Annotated in this window: 21 protein-coding genes; 14 read left to right on the top strand and 7 right to left on the bottom strand. The window is 46.0% G+C overall.

Annotation, left to right across the window (positions count from 1 at the left end; translation table 11 throughout):
• Positions 1-166: 166 nt before the first annotated feature.
• Both hslO and hslR read right to left on the bottom strand, forming a co-directional pair.
• Positions 167-1,060, bottom strand: coding sequence for an Hsp33 family molecular chaperone HslO (hslO, locus tag AC3CHU_RS15445; RefSeq protein WP_054547993.1), 894 nt, complete (start codon positions 1,058-1,060; stop codon positions 167-169).
• Between the two features lie 18 nt (positions 1,061-1,078).
• Positions 1,079-1,465, bottom strand: coding sequence for a ribosome-associated heat shock protein Hsp15 (gene hslR, locus AC3CHU_RS15440; protein ID WP_004735595.1), 387 nt, complete (start codon positions 1,463-1,465; stop codon positions 1,079-1,081).
• A 317-nt stretch (positions 1,466-1,782) separates the two neighbouring features.
• Here hslR and gspC point away from each other — a divergent pair, with 317 nt between their 5' ends.
• From gspC to AC3CHU_RS15380, 12 genes are all read left to right on the top strand, one after another.
• Complete coding sequence (gene gspC, locus AC3CHU_RS15435) at positions 1,783-2,679, top strand: type II secretion system protein GspC (RefSeq protein ID WP_249632697.1); 897 nt, start codon at positions 1,783-1,785, stop codon at positions 2,677-2,679.
• A gap of 41 nt (positions 2,680-2,720) precedes the next feature.
• Positions 2,721-4,745 carry a type II secretion system secretin GspD gene (gene gspD / locus AC3CHU_RS15430; protein WP_372192949.1) on the top strand — a complete coding sequence of 675 codons (2,025 nt, stop codon included), beginning with the start codon at positions 2,721-2,723 and terminating at the stop codon, positions 4,743-4,745.
• Positions 4,745-6,247, top strand: a complete 1,503-nt coding sequence (gene gspE / locus AC3CHU_RS15425) for a type II secretion system ATPase GspE (protein WP_428785073.1) — start codon at positions 4,745-4,747, stop codon at positions 6,245-6,247. Before gspD ends, gspE begins: the two co-directional genes overlap by 1 nt.
• A 1-nt stretch (position 6,248) precedes the next feature.
• Positions 6,249-7,469 carry a type II secretion system inner membrane protein GspF gene (gene gspF / locus AC3CHU_RS15420; RefSeq protein ID WP_065207358.1) on the top strand — a complete coding sequence of 407 codons (1,221 nt, stop codon included), beginning with the start codon at positions 6,249-6,251 and terminating at the stop codon, positions 7,467-7,469.
• Positions 7,470-7,557: 88 nt separating this feature from the next.
• Complete coding sequence (gene gspG / locus AC3CHU_RS15415; RefSeq protein ID WP_009848023.1) at positions 7,558-8,001, top strand: type II secretion system major pseudopilin GspG; 444 nt, start codon at positions 7,558-7,560, stop codon at positions 7,999-8,001.
• 112 nt (positions 8,002-8,113) lie between these two features.
• Positions 8,114-8,707 (top strand): type II secretion system minor pseudopilin GspH, encoded by a 594-nt coding sequence (gene gspH / locus AC3CHU_RS15410; protein WP_488524878.1) that lies wholly within the window; start codon positions 8,114-8,116, stop codon positions 8,705-8,707.
• On the top strand, positions 8,694-9,068 hold the full coding sequence (gene gspI / locus AC3CHU_RS15405) for a type II secretion system minor pseudopilin GspI (RefSeq protein WP_488524877.1): 375 nt from the start codon (positions 8,694-8,696) through the stop codon (positions 9,066-9,068). The genes gspH and gspI overlap by 14 nt, the downstream gene beginning before the upstream one ends.
• Positions 9,055-9,786: a type II secretion system minor pseudopilin GspJ gene (gspJ, locus tag AC3CHU_RS15400; protein WP_488524876.1), complete on the top strand. Its 732-nt coding sequence runs from the start codon at positions 9,055-9,057 to the stop codon at positions 9,784-9,786. The genes gspI and gspJ overlap by 14 nt, the downstream gene beginning before the upstream one ends.
• The gene (gene gspK, locus AC3CHU_RS15395; protein WP_488524875.1) at positions 9,770-10,819 is read left to right on the top strand and encodes a type II secretion system minor pseudopilin GspK; all 1,050 of its coding nucleotides are present in this window, start codon (positions 9,770-9,772) and stop codon (positions 10,817-10,819) included. The genes gspJ and gspK overlap by 17 nt, the downstream gene beginning before the upstream one ends.
• Positions 10,788-12,035 (top strand): type II secretion system protein GspL, encoded by a 1,248-nt coding sequence (gene gspL, locus AC3CHU_RS15390; RefSeq protein ID WP_146454077.1) that lies wholly within the window; start codon positions 10,788-10,790, stop codon positions 12,033-12,035. Before gspK ends, gspL begins: the two co-directional genes overlap by 32 nt.
• Positions 12,036-12,055: 20 nt before the next feature.
• Positions 12,056-12,544 (top strand): type II secretion system protein M, encoded by a 489-nt coding sequence (locus AC3CHU_RS15385; protein ID WP_017086954.1) that lies wholly within the window; start codon positions 12,056-12,058, stop codon positions 12,542-12,544.
• A 1-nt stretch (position 12,545) separates the two neighbouring features.
• Positions 12,546-13,325 carry a type II secretion system protein N gene (locus AC3CHU_RS15380; RefSeq protein ID WP_488524874.1) on the top strand — a complete coding sequence of 260 codons (780 nt, stop codon included), beginning with the start codon at positions 12,546-12,548 and terminating at the stop codon, positions 13,323-13,325.
• A gap of 149 nt (positions 13,326-13,474) precedes the next feature.
• On the opposite strand, the gene cysQ is transcribed toward AC3CHU_RS15380, so the two are convergent.
• From cysQ to AC3CHU_RS15360, 4 genes are all read right to left on the bottom strand, one after another.
• On the bottom strand, positions 13,475-14,302 hold the full coding sequence (cysQ, locus tag AC3CHU_RS15375; RefSeq protein ID WP_488524873.1) for a 3'(2'),5'-bisphosphate nucleotidase CysQ: 828 nt from the start codon (positions 14,300-14,302) through the stop codon (positions 13,475-13,477).
• 36 nt (positions 14,303-14,338) lie between these two features.
• Complete coding sequence (gene nudE / locus AC3CHU_RS15370; protein ID WP_017094150.1) at positions 14,339-14,890, bottom strand: ADP compounds hydrolase NudE; 552 nt, start codon at positions 14,888-14,890, stop codon at positions 14,339-14,341.
• Positions 14,891-15,264: 374 nt separating this feature from the next.
• Positions 15,265-15,849, bottom strand: a complete 585-nt coding sequence (gene nfuA, locus AC3CHU_RS15365) for a Fe-S biogenesis protein NfuA (protein WP_004735612.1) — start codon at positions 15,847-15,849, stop codon at positions 15,265-15,267.
• A 109-nt stretch (positions 15,850-15,958) separates the two neighbouring features.
• Complete coding sequence (locus AC3CHU_RS15360; RefSeq protein WP_488524872.1) at positions 15,959-16,672, bottom strand: ComF family protein; 714 nt, start codon at positions 16,670-16,672, stop codon at positions 15,959-15,961.
• A gap of 93 nt (positions 16,673-16,765) precedes the next feature.
• Here AC3CHU_RS15360 and bioH point away from each other — a divergent pair, with 93 nt between their 5' ends.
• Together bioH and AC3CHU_RS15350 are read left to right on the top strand one after the other, a co-directional pair.
• The gene (gene bioH / locus AC3CHU_RS15355; RefSeq protein WP_488524871.1) at positions 16,766-17,542 is read left to right on the top strand and encodes a pimeloyl-ACP methyl ester esterase BioH; all 777 of its coding nucleotides are present in this window, start codon (positions 16,766-16,768) and stop codon (positions 17,540-17,542) included.
• Positions 17,543-17,881: 339 nt separating this feature from the next.
• Entirely contained in the window at positions 17,882-18,355 is a 474-nt protein-coding gene (locus AC3CHU_RS15350) for a hypothetical protein (protein ID WP_004735616.1), read from the top strand.
• Between the two features lie 136 nt (positions 18,356-18,491).
• Here the strand turns inward: AC3CHU_RS15350 and AC3CHU_RS15345 are convergent, their stop codons facing one another.
• Complete coding sequence (locus tag AC3CHU_RS15345) at positions 18,492-20,822, bottom strand: Tex family protein (RefSeq protein WP_488524870.1); 2,331 nt, start codon at positions 20,820-20,822, stop codon at positions 18,492-18,494.
• Positions 20,823-21,231: the final 409 nt, after the last annotated feature.

Raw genomic sequence — 21,231 nt, 5'->3', positions numbered from 1 at the left:
TGTACGCAAACCTTTGCGCTAGGGGCGAGAACATTATTAATTGATTAAAATTAAGCGGTGATTTTATTACGAGATGTTACGGAGTTTGCGCTATTTTGATCACAAAAAAGGCCAGCTTAGTGCTGACCTTTTTGGGGTAAATTACGTGTTTTTGGTACGCTGTAAATTAATGAACCGTATTGTCGCCTTTATCTGCTGCTTCTGCGTACAGTGCATCAACGTCGCCCTTATCGAACGAGTAGTTTGTGCCACAGTAATCACAGTGAAGAGCAACACTACCTTCCGTACTCAGGATGTCGTAGATCTCCTCTTGAGCAACGGTAATGATAGCGGCACCACTGCGTTCACGAGAGCAACCACAGAAGAACTCGACAGGTTGAGGGGTAAATACCTGAACCTTCTCTTGGTTATATAGGCGGTATAACAAATCATTCGCTTCTAGAGAGAATAGCTCTTCGTTTTTAACCGTGTCAGTTAACTGCTCCAGGTGCTCGAAGTCATCTGGCGTGCCGGTGCCGTCTGGCATAACCTGCAGTAACATACCTGCAGCGTGTGCTTTGCCTTCATGTTCACCCGTACGTAGCCACAGACGAGTCTTAAGCTGTTCTGAGTTAGCAAAGTAACCTTCAAGAACGTCAGCAAGTGTTTCGCCTTCAAGACCAACGATACCTTGGTAACGCTCACCTTTTTTAGGATCGATAGTGATCACTAGGTGGCCTTTACCTATAAGGTCGTGCAGGCCAGCGTCGTCAGCAATATCACCGTCAAAGCGTGCAACACCACGAATCTTCTGATCGTTATCGCCATTAATAACAGCGAGAGATACTGGGCCATCACCTTGCAGTTGCATCGTGATAGAGCCTTCAAACTTTAGGGTCGCCGTTAGTAGCGTCGTTGAAACCAGTAGCTCACCCAACAGCTTTTGTACTGGCGCTGGGTATTCCTTGCTAGAAATAATCTGTTGGTACGCTTCGTTCATCTGTACCAATTCACCACGTACTGATAGGTCTTCAAATAGGTAGCGATTTAAAACATTACTTGTAGACATTGGGTCTGCCATTTGGCTATTCCTTCTAGCTTATTGAGTCTTGAACTTGATGATGTCACGACGTTGCTTTTTATCTGGACGACGTTCTGGTGCTGGGCTATGAGCATTTAGCTTGCGTTGTTGTGCAAATTCTTCTCTTTTTGCCAAGCTTTCGGTGGTTTCTTCATAGAGGGTTTGAGCGACTGGCGCCCCGCCACGGTGTGCGGATATTTTCTCTATGGTGACCGTCTTTTCTTCATTACCTTGGCGCAGAGTAATCACTGCACCAAGTTCTACGATTTTGCTGGGTTTGCTGCGCTGACCATTATAGTGGACTTTGCCACCATCGACCATGTTGCGAGCAATTGAGCGAGTCTTATAAAAGCGTGCTGCCCACAACCATTTATCGAGTCTGACAGCTTCATTAGTCGTTTTCATATAGGACAGTGCCTTTTCAGTTAGAAATGAATGTGGTTTAACTGTTATTCACAGTATGCAACTTATTTTATTTGATGACGCTTATCACATTTAGTAGAAGCTTATGTGGAGGCGACAGGCTTTTTTTTCAAGGAAGATTACAAAATAGGTCAGGTAATGCCGATTTATAGATTTGCTATGATATAGTTCAGGATCTTATGCTTTTAATAAGCTGGAACAGAATTTATGAACAAAAAAGCTGATAGTTTAGTAGGTTACAGCTTTATTCGTTATAGAAAGGGTTAGGGAACGTGAACTTTTTAGAGCTCAAACTTCGCATGGATAACTCTCCGGTGCTGAGCCGATTTTTAGAGAATGGATTTTTACTCCAGCAGAAACTGAGCCTTGTTCTTTGTTGTGTGTTAATCGCAGCTTCCGCATGGATTTTAGGACAGCTTGCATGGTTTATCGAACCTGCCGAGCAAACCGTCGTGCCTTGGAAAGCAACCGCTTCATCGTCTTCTGCTCCTCAATCGACTCTTGATATCTCTTCTTTGCAGCAGAGCAACCTTTTTGGTGCCTATAACCCAACCACGCCTGCTGTGGTTGAGCAACAAGTTATCCAAGACGCACCAAAGACACGATTGAATCTGGTTTTGGTGGGTGCGGTCGCCAGCTCTAATCCCAAATTAAGCTTAGCTGTGATTGCGAATCGCGGCACACAAGCAACCTACGGAATTAATGAAGAGATCGAAGGTACGCGAGCGAAGTTAAAAGCGGTATTAGTCGATCGCGTGATTATTGATAACTCAGGTCGAGATGAAACCTTGATGCTTGAAGGCATTGAGTACAAGCGTCTGGCTGTTTCAGAACCCGCGCCACCTCGCGCCTCTTCTTCTGTGCGTGGCAACAACCCCGCTTCTGCAGAAGAAAAGCTTGATGAAATTAAAGCGAAGATAATGAAAGATCCGCAACAAATCTTCCAATATGTTCGACTGTCTCAGGTGAAGCGCGACGATAAAGTGATTGGTTATCGTGTGAGCCCTGGCAAAGATTCAGAACTTTTTAACTCTGTTGGGCTCCAAAACGGAGATATTGCCACTCAGTTAAATGGACAAGACCTGACAGACCCTGCTGCTATGGGCAACATATTCCGTTCCATCTCAGAACTGACAGAGCTAAATCTGGTGGTCGAGAGAGATGGTCAACAACATGAAGTGTTTATTGAATTTTAAAACTTTGCGTCTAACGAAGGACGAAAGTGTAGGAGAAGTACGTGAAGCATTGGTTTAAGAAAAGTGCATGGTTATTGGCTGGAAGCTTAATCTGCACACCCGCAGCCATCGCGAGTGATTTTAGTGCCAGCTTTAAAGGCACTGATATTCAAGAGTTTATTAATATTGTTGGTCGTAACCTAGAGAAGACGATCATCGTTGACCCTTCGGTGCGCGGAAAAATCGATGTACGCAGCTACGACGTACTCAATGAAGAGCAATATTACAGCTTCTTCCTAAACGTATTGGAAGTGTATGGCTACGCGGTTGTCGAAATGGACTCGGGTGTTCTTAAGATCATCAAAGCCAAGGATTCGAAAACATCGGCAATTCCAGTCGTTGGAGACAGTGATACGATCAAAGGCGACAACGTGGTGACACGTGTTGTGACGGTTCGTAATGTCTCGGTGCGTGAACTTTCTCCTCTGCTTCGTCAACTAAACGACAATGCAGGCGCGGGTAACGTTGTGCACTACGACCCAGCCAACATCATCCTTATTACAGGCCGAGCGGCGGTAGTAAACCGTTTAGCTGAAATCATCAAGCGCGTTGACCAAGCGGGTGATAAAGAGATTGAAGTCGTTGAGCTAAAGAATGCTTCTGCGGCAGAAATGGTACGTATCGTTGATGCGTTAAGCAAAACCACAGATGCTAAAAACACACCTGCCTTCCTACAACCTAAATTAGTTGCTGATGAGCGTACCAATGCGATTCTTATCTCAGGTGACCCTAAGGTACGTAGCCGTTTAAGAAGGCTGATTGAACAGCTTGATGTTGAAATGGCAACCAAGGGCAACAACCAAGTTATTTACCTTAAGTACGCAAAAGCAGAAGACTTAGTCGATGTGTTGAAAGGCGTGTCGGACAACCTGCAATCAGAGAAGCAAACTTCAACTAAAGGTAGCTCATCTCAACGCAACCAAGTGATGATCTCGGCTCACAGTGACACCAACTCTTTGGTCATTACCGCACAGCCGGACATCATGAATGCGCTACAAGATGTGATTGCTCAACTCGATATTCGTCGTGCTCAAGTATTGATTGAAGCCCTAATTGTCGAGATGGCAGAGGGTGACGGTATTAACCTTGGTGTGCAATGGGGTTCTCTAGAGAATGGTGGAGCGATTCAGTTCTCTAATGGTGGGCCAAAAATTGGTGAAGTAATGGTGGGTCTCGAAGAAGCGAAAGATTCGACGACAACTAAAGCTGTTTATGATTCTGATGGTAATTTTTTACGCAATGAGAATACTACCGAAGAGGGTGATTATAGTACATTAGCATCTGCTTTAGGTGGCTTAAATGGGGCAGCATTGCCAATTGTTATGGGAGACTGGACAGCACTGATTAGTGCGGTTTCGACTGATTCGAATTCCAACATTTTGTCTTCTCCAAGTATTACCGTGATGGATAATGGAGAGGCTTCGTTCATTGTGGGTGAAGAAGTGCCAGTTCTAACCGGTTCTACTGCGGGTTCAAGCAACGACAATCCATTCCAAACGGTTGAACGTAAAGAAGTGGGTATCAAGCTTAAGGTCGTGCCACAAATCAATGAAGGTAACTCAGTACAACTAAATATTGAACAAGAAGTATCGAATGTGTTGGGTGCAAATGGTGCGGTTGATGTTCGTTTTGCTAAGCGTCAACTGAACACGTCCGTTATCATTGAAGATGGTCAGATGCTGGTGCTGGGTGGTTTGATTGATGAGCGCGCACTGGAAAGTGAAGCTAAGGTCCCATTCTTGGGTGATATCCCATTTCTTGGTTACCTGTTCAAATCAACCAGTACTCAGGTTGAGAAAAAGAACCTAATGGTCTTCATCAAACCAACCATTATTCGTGATGGTATGACAGCTGATGGTATCACCCAGCGTAAATACAACTTCATCCGTGCTGAGCAGTTGTACAAGGCTGAGCAAGGGCTGAAATTAATGGCAGACGATAACATCCCGGTATTGCCTAAATTTGGTGCCGACATGAATCACCCGGCTGAAATTCAAGCCTTCATTGATCAAATGGAACAAGAATAATGGCTGAATTGGTAGGGACGGCACGTACTTATCAGCGCTTGCCGTTTAGCTTTGCGAATCGCTATAAGATGGTGTTGGAGTATCAACATCCAGAGCGCGCACCGATACTTTATTATGTTGAGCCACTGAAATCGGCGGCGATCATTGAAGTGAGTCGTGTTGTGAAAAATGGTTTCACGCCACAAGCGATTACTCTCGATGAGTTTGATAAAAAACTGACCGATGCTTATCAGCGTGACTCTTCAGAAGCTCGTCAGCTCATGGAAGACATTGGTGCTGATAGTGATGATTTCTTCTCACTAGCGGAAGAACTGCCTCAAGACGAAGACTTACTTGAATCAGAAGATGATGCACCAATCATCAAGTTAATCAATGCGATGCTGGGTGAGGCGATCAAAGAGGGTGCTTCGGATATTCATATCGAAACCTTTGAGAAGTCGTTGTCGATTCGTTTCCGTGTTGATGGTGTGCTGCGTGATGTTTTAGCGCCAAGCCGTAAACTGGCTCCGTTATTGGTTTCGCGTGTCAAGGTTATGGCTAAATTGGATATTGCGGAAAAACGTGTGCCACAAGATGGTCGTATTTCTCTGCGTATTGGTGGCCGAGCGGTTGATGTTCGTGTTTCAACCATGCCTTCTTCGCACGGTGAGCGTGTGGTAATGCGTCTGTTGGACAAAAACGCCACTCGTCTAGACTTGCACAGTTTAGGTATGACAGCAGAAAACCATGAAAACTTCCGTAAGCTGATTCAGCGCCCACACGGCATTATCTTGGTGACCGGCCCGACAGGTTCAGGTAAATCGACGACCTTGTACGCTGGTCTACAAGAACTCAACAGTAATGAACGAAACATTTTAACCGTTGAAGACCCAATCGAATTCGATATCGATGGCATTGGCCAAACGCAGGTGAACCCTAAGGTTGATATGACCTTTGCGCGTGGTTTACGTGCCATTCTTCGTCAAGATCCTGATGTGGTTATGATTGGTGAGATACGTGATTTGGAGACCGCTGAGATCGCTGTTCAAGCTTCTTTAACGGGTCACTTAGTTATGTCGACCCTTCACACCAATACAGCAATCGGTGCGATCACGCGTCTACGTGATATGGGCATTGAACCTTTCTTAATCTCTTCTTCGCTGCTGGGTGTTTTGGCTCAGCGCTTGGTTCGTACTTTATGTAACGAATGTAAAGAACCTTATGAAGCCGATAAAGAGCAGAAGAAACTGTTTGGGTTGAAGAAGAAAGAAAGCCTGACGCTTTACCATGCCAAAGGTTGTGAAGAGTGTGGCCATAAGGGATACAGAGGCCGTACCGGTATTCATGAGCTGCTGATGATTGATGACTCAGTACAAGAGTTGATTCACAGTGAAGCGGGTGAACAGGCGATTGAAAAAGCAATTCGTGGCACAACACCAAGTATTCGAGATGATGGCTTGAGCAAAGTTCTGAAAGGGGTAACGTCCCTAGAAGAAGTGATGCGTGTGACCAAGGAAGTCTAGTATGGCGGCATTTGAATACAAAGCACTGGATGCCAAAGGCAAAAGTAAAAAAGGCTCAATTGAAGCAGATAATGCTCGTCAGGCTCGCCAAAGAATCAAAGAACTTGGCTTGATGCCGGTTGAGATGACCGAGGCTAAGGCAAAGACAGCAAAAGGTGCTCAGCCATCGACCAGCTTTAAACGCGGCATCAGCACGCCTGATCTTGCGCTTATTACTCGTCAAATATCAACGCTCGTTCAATCTGGTATGCCGTTGGAAGAGTGCTTGAAAGCCGTTGCCGAACAGTCTGAGAAACCTCGTATTCGCACCATGCTACTCGCGGTGAGATCTAAGGTGACTGAAGGTTATTCGTTAGCAGATAGCTTGTCTGATTATCCCCATATCTTCGATGAGCTATTCAGAGCCATGGTTGCTGCTGGTGAGAAGTCAGGGCACTTAGATGCGGTACTCGAACGACTGGCTGATTACGCTGAGAATCGTCAAAAAATGCGCTCTAAGCTGCTGCAAGCGATGATCTACCCAATCGTGCTGGTGGTGTTTGCGGTGACGATTGTGTCGTTCTTACTGGCAACGGTAGTGCCTAAAATCGTTGAGCCTATTATCCAAATGGGACAAGAACTTCCTCAGTCGACACAATTTTTATTAGCATCGAGTGAATTTATCCAGAATTGGGGCATCCAATTACTGGTGTTGACCATTGGTGTGATTGTATTGATTAAGACTGCGCTGAAAAAGCCGGGCGTTCGCATGAGCTGGGATCGCAAATTATTGAGCATCCCGTTGATCGGCAAGATAGCGAAAGGGATCAATACCTCTCGTTTTGCACGAACACTCTCTATCTGTACCTCGAGTGCGATTCCTATCCTTGAAGGGATGAAGGTCGCGGTAGATGTGATGTCGAATCATCACGTGAAACAACAAGTATTACAGGCATCAGATAGCGTTAGAGAAGGGGCAAGCCTGCGTAAAGCGCTTGATCAAACCAAACTCTTTCCCCCGATGATGCTGCATATGATCGCCAGTGGTGAGCAGAGCGGCCAGTTGGAGCAGATGCTGACAAGAGCGGCTGATAACCAAGACCAAAGTTTTGAGTCGACAGTTAACATCGCCTTAGGCATTTTTACCCCAGCCCTTATCGCTTTGATGGCAGGCTTAGTGCTGTTCATTGTGATGGCGACGCTGATGCCGATGCTTGAAATGAATAATTTGATGAGCGGTTAATCAGTCGCTCATAGGACGTTAGTTTTTGGATTATCGAGACGAAGGACATCATTACCTTCAACTCGCTGTCTGTAATTTGGAGAAAATAATGAAAAATAAAATGAAGAAACAGTCAGGCTTTACCTTATTAGAAGTCATGGTTGTTGTGGTTATCCTTGGCGTTTTGGCGAGCTTTGTTGTACCAAACCTATTGGGTAACAAAGAGAAAGCGGACCAACAAAAAGCCATCACTGATATCGTAGCGCTAGAGAACGCGTTAGATATGTACAAACTGGATAACAGCGTTTACCCAACAACGGATCAAGGCCTTGATGGATTAGTTTCTAAGCCAAGCAGCCCAGAGCCTCGTAACTACCGTGACGGTGGTTACATCAAGCGTCTGCCTAACGACCCATGGGGTAACGAGTATCAATACCTAAGCCCTGGCGACAACGGTACTATCGATATCTTCACGCTTGGTGCTGATGGCCAAGAAGGTGGTGAAGGTATTGCTGCAGATATCGGCAACTGGAACATGCAAGACTTTCAATAAGCTTCGGCTTATTGTTGTTTGATGCATTGTTGTTACTTGATACGTTATTTTCGATTGATGCCGCTTGATGTCGTTATTTGATGGTAGGACGTAAACAGATGGAGTCTACAAGGTGAAAACTAAGCAAAAACAGCCAGGTTTCACCTTGATTGAGATTCTTTTGGTGTTGGTACTACTGTCAGTAACGGCGGTTGCGGTGATCGCGACCATCCCTACCAATAGTAAAGATGTCGCTAAAAAATACGCTCAAAGTTTTTATCAACGAATTCAGCTACTCAATGAAGAAGCTATTTTGAGTGGATTGGATTTTGGTGTTCGCATTGATGAAAAGAAATCGACTTACGTTTTGATGACTTTGAAGTCTGATGGTTGGCAAGAAACTGATTTCGAAAAGATCCCCTCTTCAACAGAATTACCAGAAGAACTCGCGCTGTCATTGACGTTAGGCGGTGGAGCATGGGGAGACGACGATAGGTTGTTTAATCCAGGAAGCTTGTTTGATGAAGATATGTTTGCGGATCTTGAAGAGGAAAAGAAGCCAAAGCCACCACAGATCTACATCTTGTCGAGTGCTGAAACGACACCTTTTACGCTTTCTTTCTACCCTAATACCGGTGATACCGTGCAAGATGGCTGGCGTATTCGAGTGTTAGATAATGGTGTGATTCGACTGCTAGAGCCGGGAGAAGAAGATGAAGAGGAATAAACGTTCTCCTTATCGTTCTCGAGGAATGACTCTGCTTGAAGTATTGGTTGCTCTTGCTATTTTTGCGACGGCGGCGATCAGTGTGATTCGTGCTGTCACCCAGCACATCAATACGCTCAGTTATCTCGAAGAAAAGACCTTTGCGGCGATGGTCGTTGATAATCAAATGGCCCTAGTCATGCTACATCCTGAGAAGCTTAAAAAAGCGCAGGGCACGCAAGAGTTAGCGGGAAGAGAGTGGTTCTGGAAGATTACCCCTATCGATACCAGCGATGATTTATTAAAGGCGTTTGATGTGAGCGCGGCAACCAGCAAGAAAGCGTCTCCAGTCGTTACGGTGCGCAGTTATGTGGTCAATTAAGAGCATGTCGGCAAATAAGCGTACGCCGCGTAAACAAGGTCTATCTTCCAAAGGGAGAGGCTTTACCTTAATCGAAGTTTTGGTCTCGATCGCTATCTTTGCCACGTTAAGCATGGCGGCTTATCAGGTGGTTAATCAGGTACAGCGAAGCAACGAGATCTCTATTGAGCGCAGTGCTCGTTTGAACCAACTGCAACGCAGTTTAGTCATTTTAGATAATGATTTTCGCCAGATGGCGGTGCGAAAATTTCGTACCAACGGTGAAGAAGCATCATCTAAGCTGATCTTAATGAAAGAGTATTTATTGGACTCCGACAGTGTAGGCATCATGTTTACTCGTCTAGGTTGGCACAACCCACAACAGCAGTTTCCTCGCGGTGAAGTCACGAAGGTTGGCTACCGCATTAAAGAAGAAACACTTGAGCGTGTATGGTGGCGTTATCCCGATACACCTTCAGGCCAAGAAGGTGTGATTACCCCTCTGCTTGAGGATGTTGAAAGCTTGGAATTCGAGTTTTATGACGGAAGCCGCTGGGGGAAAGAGTGGCAAACCGATAAATCACTGCCGAAAGCGGTGAGGCTTAAGCTGACACTGAAAGACTATGGTGAGATAAAGCGTGTTTATCTCACACCAAGCGGCACTCTAGATCAGGCCGATGATTCTTCAAACAGTGACTCTTCAGGTAGTAATGAGGGGAATAATGACTCATCGAACTAACAAGCGTGCAGCGAACATACCTATTCTAGGGCGCAGGCAGCGTGGTGTCGCGCTGATCATTATTCTGATGCTATTGGCGATCATGGCAACCATTGCTGGCAGCATGTCCGAGCGTTTGTTTACGCAATTCAAGCGCGTTGGTAACCAACTGAATTACCAACAGGCTTATTGGTACAGCATTGGTGTAGAAGCGTTGGTGCAAGACGGTATTAGGCAAAGTTACAAAGACAGTGATACGGTGAACCTAAGCCAACCATGGGCGTTAGAAGAGCAGGTATACCCATTGGATTATGGCCAAGTCAAAGGTCGTATCGTGGATGCACAGGCTTGCTTTAATCTTAATGCCTTAGCCGGAGTGACGACCACTTCAAGTAACCAGGCTCCTTATTTAATCACGGTTTGGCAAACCTTACTGGAAAACCAAGACGTTGATCCTTATCAGGCTGAGGTTATCGCAAATTCAACGTGGGAGTTTGTTGATGCTGATACACGAACTACCTCTTCGTCTGGCGTAGAAGACAGCTCCTATGAAGCGATGAAGCCCTCTTATTTAGCGGCGAATGGCTTGATGGCCGATGAATCCGAGTTACGAGCGGTTTATCAGGTCACTGGTGAGGTGATGAATAAGGTTCGCCCCTTTGTTTGCGCTCTGCCAACCGATGATTTCCGTTTGAACGTGAATACACTCACGGAAAAGCAAGCGCCTTTATTGGAAGCGATGTTTGCGCCGGGCTTAAGTGAGTCGGATGCCAAACAGCTGATAGACAAACGCCCATTTGATGGCTGGGATACGGTGGATGCTTTTATGGCTGAATCTGCCATTGTTGGTGTAAGTGCCGAAGTCAGCAAGAAAGCGAAAGCATATTTAACTGTAGATAGCGCCTATTTTGAGCTAGATGCAGAGGTATTAGTTGAGCAGTCACGTGTACGTATACGGACGCTTTTCTATAGTAGTAATCGAGAAACAGTGACGGTAGTACGCCGTCGTTTTGGAGGAATCAGTGAGCGAGTTTCTGACCGTTCGACTGAGTAGCGAACCACAGAGCCCTGTGCAGTGGTTAGTTTGGTCGACAAGCCAACAAGAAGTGATAGCAAGCGGTGAACTGTCTAGCTGGGAACAGCTTGACGAGTTAACGCCTTACGCTGAGAAGCGCAGCTGTATCGCTTTATTGCCGGGAAATGAATGCTTAATTAAGCGTGTTGAGATCCCTAAAGGTGCTGCTCGCCAGTTCGACTCTATGCTGCCGTTTTTGTTAGAAGACGAAGTCGCACAAGATATCGAAGACTTACATCTGACCATTTTAGATAAAGATGCCACTCACGCTACCGTGTGTGGTGTGGATCGTGAATGGTTAAAACAAGCTTTAGACCTGTTTCGCGAAGCCAATATAATCTTCCGCAAGGTGCTACCAGATACACTAGCCGTGCCTTTTGAAGAACAAGGCATCAGTGCATTACAGATCGACCAACATTGGTTATTACGCCAAGGTCACTCTCAACGTCAAGGTAACTATCAAGCCGTATCAATCAGCGAAGCATGGTTACCGATGTTTTTGCAAAGTGATTGGGTTGTCGCTGGTGAGGAAGAGCAAGCGACGACTATCTTCAGCTATACCGCGATGCCGAGCGACGACGTTCAACAGCAAAGCGGTCTCGAGTGGCAAGCAAAGCCTGCCGAGTTGGTGATGTCTTTATTGAGTCAGCAAGCGATCACAAGCGGCGTAAATTTACTGACTGGCACCTTTAAAACCAAATCTTCATTCAGTAAATATTGGCGTGTTTGGCAGAAAGTGGCGATTGCTGCTTGTTTGCTGGTGGCCGTGATTGTAACTCAACAAGTGTTGAAGGTTCAGCAATACGAAGCGCAAGCACAAGCCTACCGCATGGAGAGTGAGCGTATCTTTAGAGCGGTGCTGCCTGGTAAACAACGCATTCCGACCGTGAGTTACCTCAAGCGTCAGATGAGCGACGAAGCCAAAAAATACGGTGGTTCAGGCGAAGGTGATTCCTTACTTGGTTGGTTAGCTTTGCTGCCAGAAACCTTAGGGCAAGTGAAGACGATCGAAGTTGAAAGCATTCGCTACGATGGCAACCGTTCTGAGGTTCGACTTCAGGCGAAAAGCTCTGACTTCCAACACTTTGAGACCGCAAGGGTGAAACTCGAAGAGAAGTTTGTCGTTGAGCAAGGGCCATTGAACCGCAATGGCGATGCCGTATTTGGCAGTTTTACTCTTAAACCCCATCAATAACCTGCGTAAGGAGATCAGTGATGAGAAATATGATTGAACCACTCCAGGCGTGGTGGACTTCAATAAGTCAAAGAGAGCAACGATTAGTTGTTGGTTGCTCAGTTTTATTGGTGTTGGGTGTCGTTTATTGGGGGTTATTACAGCCACTCAGTCAGCGAGCTGAACTTGCACAAAGTCGTATTCAAAGTGAGAAGCAACTTCTTGCTTGGGTAACGGACAAAGCGAATCAAGTCGTTGAACTACGAGGCAGCGGTGGCATCAGTGCCAGCCAGCCTTTGAACCAATCTGTGCCTGCTTCTATGCGCCGTTTTAATATCGAGCTGATACGCGTGCAACCACGTGGTGAGATGCTGCAAGTGTGGATTAAGCCTGTGCCCTTTAATAAGTTCGTTGACTGGCTGACATACCTGAAAGAAAAGCAGGGTGTTGAGGTTGAGTTTATGGATATTGATCGCTCTGATAGCCCTGGGGTTATTGAGATCAACCGACTACAGTTTAAACGAGGTTAATGTGAAACGCGGTTTATCTTTCAAATATGGCCTGTTATTCAGCGTCATTTTTATCGTTTTTTTCTCGGTAAGCTTGTTGCTGCATTTGCCTGCCGCTTTTGCTCTCAAGCATGCACCCATCGTGCGTGGTTTAAGCATTGAAGGTGTTGAGGGTACAGTTTGGCAAGGTCGCGCTAACAATATTGCGTGGCAGCGTGTCAATTATGGCTCAGTGCAGTGGGACTTCCAGTTCTCGAAACTATTCCAAGCCAAAGCAGAACTGGCGGTTCGCTTTGGCCGTAACAGCGACATGAACTTATCAGGTAAAGGACGTGTCGGGTATAGCATGAGCGGTGCTTACGCGGAAAACTTAGTGGCATCAATGCCTGCCAGCAACGTGATGAAATATGCGCCTACTATCCCAGTGCCAGTGTCTATTGCAGGGCAAGTTGAACTGACAATCAAACATGCTGTTCATGCTCAACCTTGGTGCCAATCGGGCGAAGGTACGCTTGCTTGGTCTGGTGCAGCTGTCGACTCGCCAGTGGGTTCGTTAGACCTTGGCCCTGTGATTGCGGATATTACTTGTGAAGACAGTGCTATTGCAGCCAAAGGCGCTCAGAAGAGCGTTCAAGTGGACAGTGAGTTCTCGGCGAGCGTAACGCCAAATCAACGCTACACATCAGCGGCGTGGTTTAAACCGGGTGCTGAGTTCCCGCCAGCAATGCAGAGTCAGCTTAAGTGGTTGGGCAACCCTGATAGCCAAGGTAAATACCAATTTACTTATCAAGGGCGCTTTTAGCCCGGTATCTACTTCTGAGCTAGTATCTGTTGGTTAGTACATTTGGCGATCAAATCGCAAGATATAAAAACGGGCACCTCAGTGAGGTGCCCGTTTTGTTTGTTCTGAGAATCTAGAGGATATCTGACGGTTAAAGAGAGCAAACTCGCCTAATCTTTACTCTGAAGTATCTCTGACCAAGGTAAGTCTGCATCACCAAGAACAATGAAATTCGGGTTTTCTAGCGTCTCACGTTCGTTATAAGAAAGCGGCTCGAGTTGAGTGCTTAGGATTCGTCCTCCCGCTTCTTCAACAATACATTGCGTTGCGGCGGTATCCCACTCGCCGGTTGGGCCTATTCTTAGGTAACAGTCCACAGCACCTTCTGCGACTAAACATGCTTTAAGCGCTGCTGAACCTAGAGGAACCAAGTCGTAGTTCCAGTCAGAGCTCATACGGTTAGTGATGCGATTGATGTCTTGGCGACGGCTGATTGCCATCGCGATCGACTGGTTTGGCTGCTCGTGGCGATGCGTTTTGATTTTCACGCTGTCGTTAAGGTCAGGGATTTTCCAAGCGCCTTTACCACTGTAAGCGTAATAGCTCACACCCGAAACTGGCGCATAAACCACACCCATAACCGGTTTGTTATGTTCAATTAGGGCGATAATTGTCGCGAAATCGCCACTTCTTGCGATGAACTCTTGCGTGCCATCGAGTGGGTCAACCAACCAGTAGCGATCCCATTGAGAGCGTTGCTCTAGGCTGATGTCGGCGTCTTCTTCGGATAATACGGGAATATCAGGCGTGAGTTCACTGAGTTTTTTTAATATCAGCTTATGTGCTGCAAGATCAGCACTGGTTACCGGAGTGTCATCACTCTTGGTGAACTCTTCGTAATCCTTTTTCTCGTAGATCTCTAAGATGAGTTGGCCTGCAGATCGAGCAATCTCAATGATAGAGGGTAGGAGGTGAGACAAATCTTTTGTTATTGGCATAAATATTCTCTTACTCTTCGAGCGAGCCTGAATGTTCTAATTATTGTTTAATACACGAAGGGCTAATAGTAGGGCTGTAATGCTGCGAGCCTCACAGAAGTCGAGATGCGTTAACAGTTCTTCGGCTTGAGCAAGTGGCCAGCGCACAATGTCTAGTGGCTCTGGCTCATCACCTTCTAGTTTTTCTGGGTAGAGTTCTTCTGCGATAAACAGCGTCATTTTGCTAGAGAAATAAGAGGGTGCAAGGATTACTTCTTTTAGAGGAGTAAGCTTGTTGGCACCAAAGCCAATTTCTTCTTTTAGTTCACGAACGGCGGCTTGATTGGGCTGCTCACCGGGATCAATTAGCCCTTTTGGGAAGCCGAGTTCATAGCGCTCTGTGCCTGCTGCGTATTCACGAACTAACAGAATATCGCCTTGTTCAGTAATCGGAACCATCATTACTGCGTTGCGACCGCTGGGCTTCATGCGTTCGTAAGTGCGCTCTTCACCGTTTGAAAAGCGTAAATCGAGAGACTCGATAGAGAATAGTTTTGATTGAGCGACAGTTTGTTGAGCCAAAATTTCTGGCTTGGTCCTTTTTGTCATTGCGCTCGCTCCTTAGCTCATTGGAATTCTTTCTTATAAAGTCATTCTAATATAGGGGAAATAGAGTTGAGTTCCTAGATCCGAGTTTTCATATCCTGGAATTATTGGATCAGGAACCGATTGCGATCACTTGAATACCTTACTGCAAATGGTAACGCGCCCGTCATTATTGGCATTGAACGAGAAATAGACGGTTCGGAAGTGCTCTGCTGTTTTAAACATAAAAAAAGGTTGATGCTTGCGCATCAACCTTTCGATTGAATCTTTAACTTTCTACCGGCTAAGACTGGATGAGTACTTAGTCGCAGTAGCACTTAGTTGTAAGGTACTTGGTCGTTAAGTACCCAGTCGTAACGTGCTGAGTCGTAAAGTGATTAGTAGTAAGAGTGCTCACCGCGATCGTGCTCAGTTGCATCACGAACGGCCGTCAATTCACCTTCGAATTGTTGAAGAAGTTCTTTCTCGATGCCTTCTTTAAGCGTTACGTCAACCATAGAACAACCGTTACAACCGCCGCCGAATGCAACGATAGCTGCGCCTTCTTCAGTGATCTCTACTAGGCTAACGTGACCGCCGTGGCCAGCAAGCTGTGGGTTCACTTGTGTTTGGATTGCATACTCAACACGCTCTATAAGAGTTGCGTCGTCTGATACTTTACGCATTTTAGCGTTTGGCGCTTTTAGCGTGAGTTGAGAGCCCATTTTGTCAGTTACGAAGTCAATCTCAGCTTCGTCTAGGAATGGTAGGCTTAGCTCATCAACGTATGCCGAGAAAGCGTCGAAAGAAAGCTTAGTGTCAGACGCTTCGATAGCATCTGTTGGGCAGTAAGAAACACCACACTCAGCGTTTTGTGTGCCTGGGTTTACCACGAACACACGAATGTTTGTACCTTCAGGCTGCTGTGACAGCAGATTGGCAAAGTGAGTTTGAGCTGTTTCTGTAATAGTAATATTTGACACGACGAATACCTGAGTAGATTTGTAGGTTATTAGCGCCATTCTACTCCTGTCAGATTTGTAATTCAGCCCTTTTTTGTTGGATTGCTGTACAAGTAGCGATTCACAGCAATTATCCAGAGGGCTCAGGAGTGCGGCAGATGCAGTAAATATCAATCCTTTTAACGCCCACTTCAAGTAGTAATTGGCATAATTGATACACTGTACTGCCTGTGGTTACAACATCATCAATTATCGCGATGTGAGGGTAATCAATCGCTGAGAAATTCGTATTACGCAGCGTGAAAGCATCTTTGAGATTGCTCTGTCTTGCTGATTTGGTTAATCCTTGTTGTGAAGGTGTTGAGTGAGAACGTCGAAATAAAACCGCATTTTTAACGTTCAGTTCCTGAGCTGTGTAATGTGCCAATAACTGGCTCTGATTAAAGCCTCGATGAATGTATCGAGTCCAATGTAAAGGAACACTGGTAATCAACGTTGCTGGGTGTTGAATTCGTGACGCTAGCAGTTTCGACAGATCACGAGCAAACCAGAACTTATCGGCGTACTTCATCTGTTGAATATAACGTGCCGTTGGGAAGGTGTAGTCCCCAACACAATAGAGGCGATGCCAAGGTGGAGGTTGAGATAAGCATTGACCACACTGTTCGACGATCGTCAGTGTTTTCAAGCCACATCGTTGGCAGCGAGGAACTGACTCAAAGAGATTAAGACAAGAATCACACCATCGAGGGTGAACATCGCTGTGCGACTTATCTAGCTTGCATAAGTGGCATTGAGGTGTGACCAGACGTGGTGTGTGTTTTTGTAGCCAATCGGATAACATAGCTTGTGATGCTTTTGGGTTATGGTGTTCCTTTTGCTTACCATACTGAAAAATGCAGGTTATTGCTGATGGAAAAAGTAGGGAATATTGAGAATGAGTGACGCGTTATATTGGCATGTTTCAGGGCAAGGACCTGATTTAGTTCTGGTTCACGGCTGGGGTATGAATGGTGCCGTATGGCAGCAAACCGTTGATGCGTTAGAAGCTGACTTCCGAGTGCATGTCGTCGATTTACCTGGGTATGGACACAGTGCGCATTGCCACGCTCAAGATCTTGAAGAGATTGCTCAGCAACTATTGGCCGATGCGCCCAAGCAAGCGATTTGGGTGGGTTGGTCACTCGGTGGTTTGGTCGCGACGCACATGGCTCTGCATCATTCCGATTACGTGAGCAAACTGGTGACTGTCGCCAGTTCTCCTAAATTCGCAGCCGCAAAAGAACCCGTATTATGGCGAGGCATTCAGCCAAACGTATTAAGCGCATTCACAGAGCAACTGGTTGAAGACTTTCAAACCACCATCGAACGCTTTATGGCGTTGCAAGCCATGGGCAGTCCTTCTGCAAGACAAGATGTCAAACAACTCAAGCAAGCGGTGCTTTCTCGCCCGTTGCCGAATCCCGATTCATTATTGGCTGGTTTAAAGATGCTGTCAGACGTTGACCTCCGTGAACAATTACCGCAGATCTCTGTGCCTATGCTGCGCTTATACGGTCGATTAGATGGGCTTGTGCCAATCAAGGTTGCAAAAGACTTGGGCAAAGCCTTACCTCATACCGAACAATACATCTTCACTCAGTCTTCACATGCGCCTTTTATGACTGAAGCAGATGTCTTTTGCAGTGAACTGGTCAGCTTCGCGCGAAAATAATCGCTAAATTTATCGCTGGCTTGGTCGATATATAACCTAATACCAATCACAGTAAGTAAGTGTTCAAAAATAGCGTAGGAAAAAGGCTTGAGAACAAGGCTGAGCTTTTTGATAAGTAGTTATTCTACAATCAAAAGTTCTAACGCCGTTATCGAGCATTTTAACAAGCTAGGATGAGCAGTTATTTACTACGATTGGTATAACACCAATGCACAGCATGATACTCAGACCTAACTCTCTCCTGAGCTGATTGCGGTAAGTTGGGCTATGCCTGTTGTGCTGACTCACAGTGCAACAGCGTTATAGCAATAACGATGGGCGATTCTTGAGGAGTTCGCGATGATTGTGTCACCTGCAACTGCAGTGAGTGTGCCACTGATCGCCCCATCCGTTAATGTGCAAACAGAGCAAGTTGCGCGTGATAATAGAGTTCGAGAACCTGTCGCTCCCGCCGTAGCATTGGCGAAAACCAATGCAGAGCGAAAGGTAAAACCGGACGATAAGCGAAGGCAGCAGTCGGCTTGGGATCCTTCAGACCATCCAGGTTATGAAATGGAGAACGAGTCAGAGGCCAATTCGATTAGCCAAGAAGAGCCACAAGATCCTTTTGATAGGTTGTTCAGCTTATTGGCACTGAGAACATACAGTGCTGATCAAGGAAAGGGCTATACCATGCGTTTCCGCCTGCCAAAGCATGTTTTAGATGCGGCGATTCAAGAGGGACAGATGGAGAAGCGACGTAAGGTCATAAAATATCATTATGGTCATGCTGTTGCGCCTCATGCTCCATCAGGAATGCTGGTCGTGTTATAAATCAAAAACTTATGACCCAACCAAACTTCGATGTCTTTTTTGAACACATAATAAAAACCTGCATACCCTAAGGGATGCAGGTTTTTTGTTTTTACAGGCTATTTATTTCACGACACGCAGTCGTTTCATTGACCTATTATTTCTTCGCTTTAGCAAAGGCAGCGGCAAAAGCACCACCCATCGCCGCGTTTTGTTGCGGTTCCTCACGGCGGCGTTGTCCACCTTGTGAGTTTTGGTTCGGGCGGTTTTGCGTGCGAGGTGTACTTGAACGTTGTGCACGGTTGTCTTGGCCAGGTTCATCTTTCATACGCATGCTTAGTGCAATACGTTTACGTTGAACATCCACTTCCATCACCTTCACTTTGACGATTTCTCCCGTTTTCACGACTTCATGAGGATCAGAGACAAAACGATCGGTTAGCGCTGATATATGCACTAAACCGTCCTGGTGAACACCAATGTCAACGAAGGCGCCAAAGTTAGCTACGTTTGAAACCACACCTTCTAAGATCATGCCGGGTTCTAGGTCAGACATGCTATTTACGCCATCGGCGAAGGTTGCTGTCTTGAATTCAGGACGAGGATCTCGACCCGGCTTATCCAATTCTTTGATGATGTCGCTTACCGTTGGTACACCAAAATTTTCGTTGGTGTAATCAATAGCATGTAAACCACGTAAGAAATCCGTATTACCCACCAAAGATTTGATGTCTTTCTTATTCTTCTCTGCGATGTTTTTGACGACTGGGTAAGCTTCTGGGTGAACCGAAGATGCGTCTAGTGGATTTTTACCATCCATGATTCTTAGGAAACCCGCACACTGTTCAAAGGCTTTTGGTCCTAAACGAGCGACCTTCTTCAATGTAGTACGTGCTTCAAAACGACCATTCTCATCACGGAAGTCCACGATGTTCTGGGCGATGGTGTTAGAAAGGCCGGCTACACGAGTTAACAGTGCGGCAGAGGCGGTATTCACATCAACACCAACCGCGTTTACACAGTCTTCGACAATCGCATCTAGGCGCTTAGCGAGCATAGTTTGGCTCACGTCGTGTTGGTATTGGCCCACACCGATCGATTTAGGGTCAATCTTCACCAGCTCTGCCAATGGATCTTGCAGACGACGAGCAATAGACACCGCACCACGAATCGATACATCCATGTTCGGGAATTCTTTCGCTGCTAACTCAGAAGCAGAATAAACCGATGCGCCCGCTTCGCTAACAATGATTTTTTGCGCTGTAAGGTTGCCACGCTTAATCACATCAGCAACAAAGCTGTCTGTTTCGCGTGAAGCGGTACCATTACCAATTGCAATTAAATCAACATTGTATTGACGAACCATTTGCTCAACAACGCGCGCAGATTTGTCGTATTGTTTTTGAGGCGGGTGAGGGTAAATGGTTTCTGTCGCCAGAACTTTACCGGTTGAGTCCACAACAGCGATTTTCGAACCGGTACGTAAACCCGGATCCAAGCCCAAGGTTGCACGAGGGCCAGCAGGCGCTGCCATCAGCAGATCTTTAAGGTTAGTTGCGAACACTTCAATCGCTTCGATTTCACCGCGTTCTTTCATCGCGCCCATCAACTCAGTTTCCATGTGCATAGAAACCTTGATACGCCATGCCCAACTAATCACTTGCTTACGCCATGCATCCGCAGGAGCGCTGCTCAGGGTAATACCGTAGTGATCAGAGATGATGTTCTCGCAGTAAGAACCACGTACACCTTCTTCTTGTTCTGGGTCAGCATTCATTGCCAACGTTAGGAAGCCTTCATTTCGACCTCGCAACATGGCTAACGCACGGTGTGAAGGTACTTTGTTTAGCGTTTCGTTGTGTTCGAAGTAGTCTTTGAATTTCTCGCCAGCTTGCTCTTTGCCTGCCACGACACGTGAAACGAGCTCAGAGTTGCGTGTTAGATGTTGGCGAATCTTTTCAAGTAGATTTGCGTCTTCTGCAATACGCTCCATCACGATTGCACGTGCCCCATCGAGTGCGGCTTTAGTATCAGCAATGCCTTTATCGCTGCTGATGAAGTTAGCGGCTTCGGTTTCAGGATCGTGTTGTGGTTCATTCCAAAGTGTATCGGCAAGTGGCTCTAAGCCTGCTTCGATTGCGATCTGGCCTTTGGTACGACGCTTTGGTTTGTATGGCAGATATAAATCTTCTAGGCGCGTTTTGCTGTCGGCTTGAGTGATGTCACGCTCCAGTTCTGGCGTGAGTTTACCTTGGTCTTGAATCGACTTAAGAATCGTTTGGCGGCGACCGTCTAGTTCGCGAAGGTATGAAAGGCGACTATCAAGGTTACGTAGTTGGGTATCGTCTAAGCCACCCGTGACTTCTTTACGGTAGCGGGCAATAAAGGGAACGGTGTTACCGTCGTCAATTAGGTTTACTGCGGCGGTGACTTGCTCTGAACGAACATTCAGTTCTTCAGCAATCAGTCGACAGATAGCTTGGCTCATCCGATGAATCTCTTATTTAATATCATGACAAATACATGGGGGTGAGCGTACGCTTTTTCTAGCTTTGGCTGTGTAATTATCGTGTCAGAAGTCGAATTTCCGTTTGTGATATCCGCTTTGTGCGAGATCTCTCACACGTGATGTAAGCCTAAGTCGCCTTAAACCTGTCAATATGTCTTAATTTAATTGTAAGTTGTTGATTTTTAATTACATGATGTTTTGGGGCGTATTTCTCACCTGAAATGTTTTTTGGGACTATCTAGGAAACTCGCCCAAATACCGTAATATTTAACTTGTCGACAGGGAGTTGGCAGGAACAGGAAAAAGCCTAATGGACTAGATATCTTCAGGATGAAGATTTGATTACTTAGGATGAGTGGTCAGCAAGGAAGTAATAATCTCTGGATGA

It is taken from the genome of Vibrio sp. QJM3NY_39, assembly GCF_057785895.1.
This window is presented reverse-complemented; position numbering and strand designations above follow the sequence as displayed.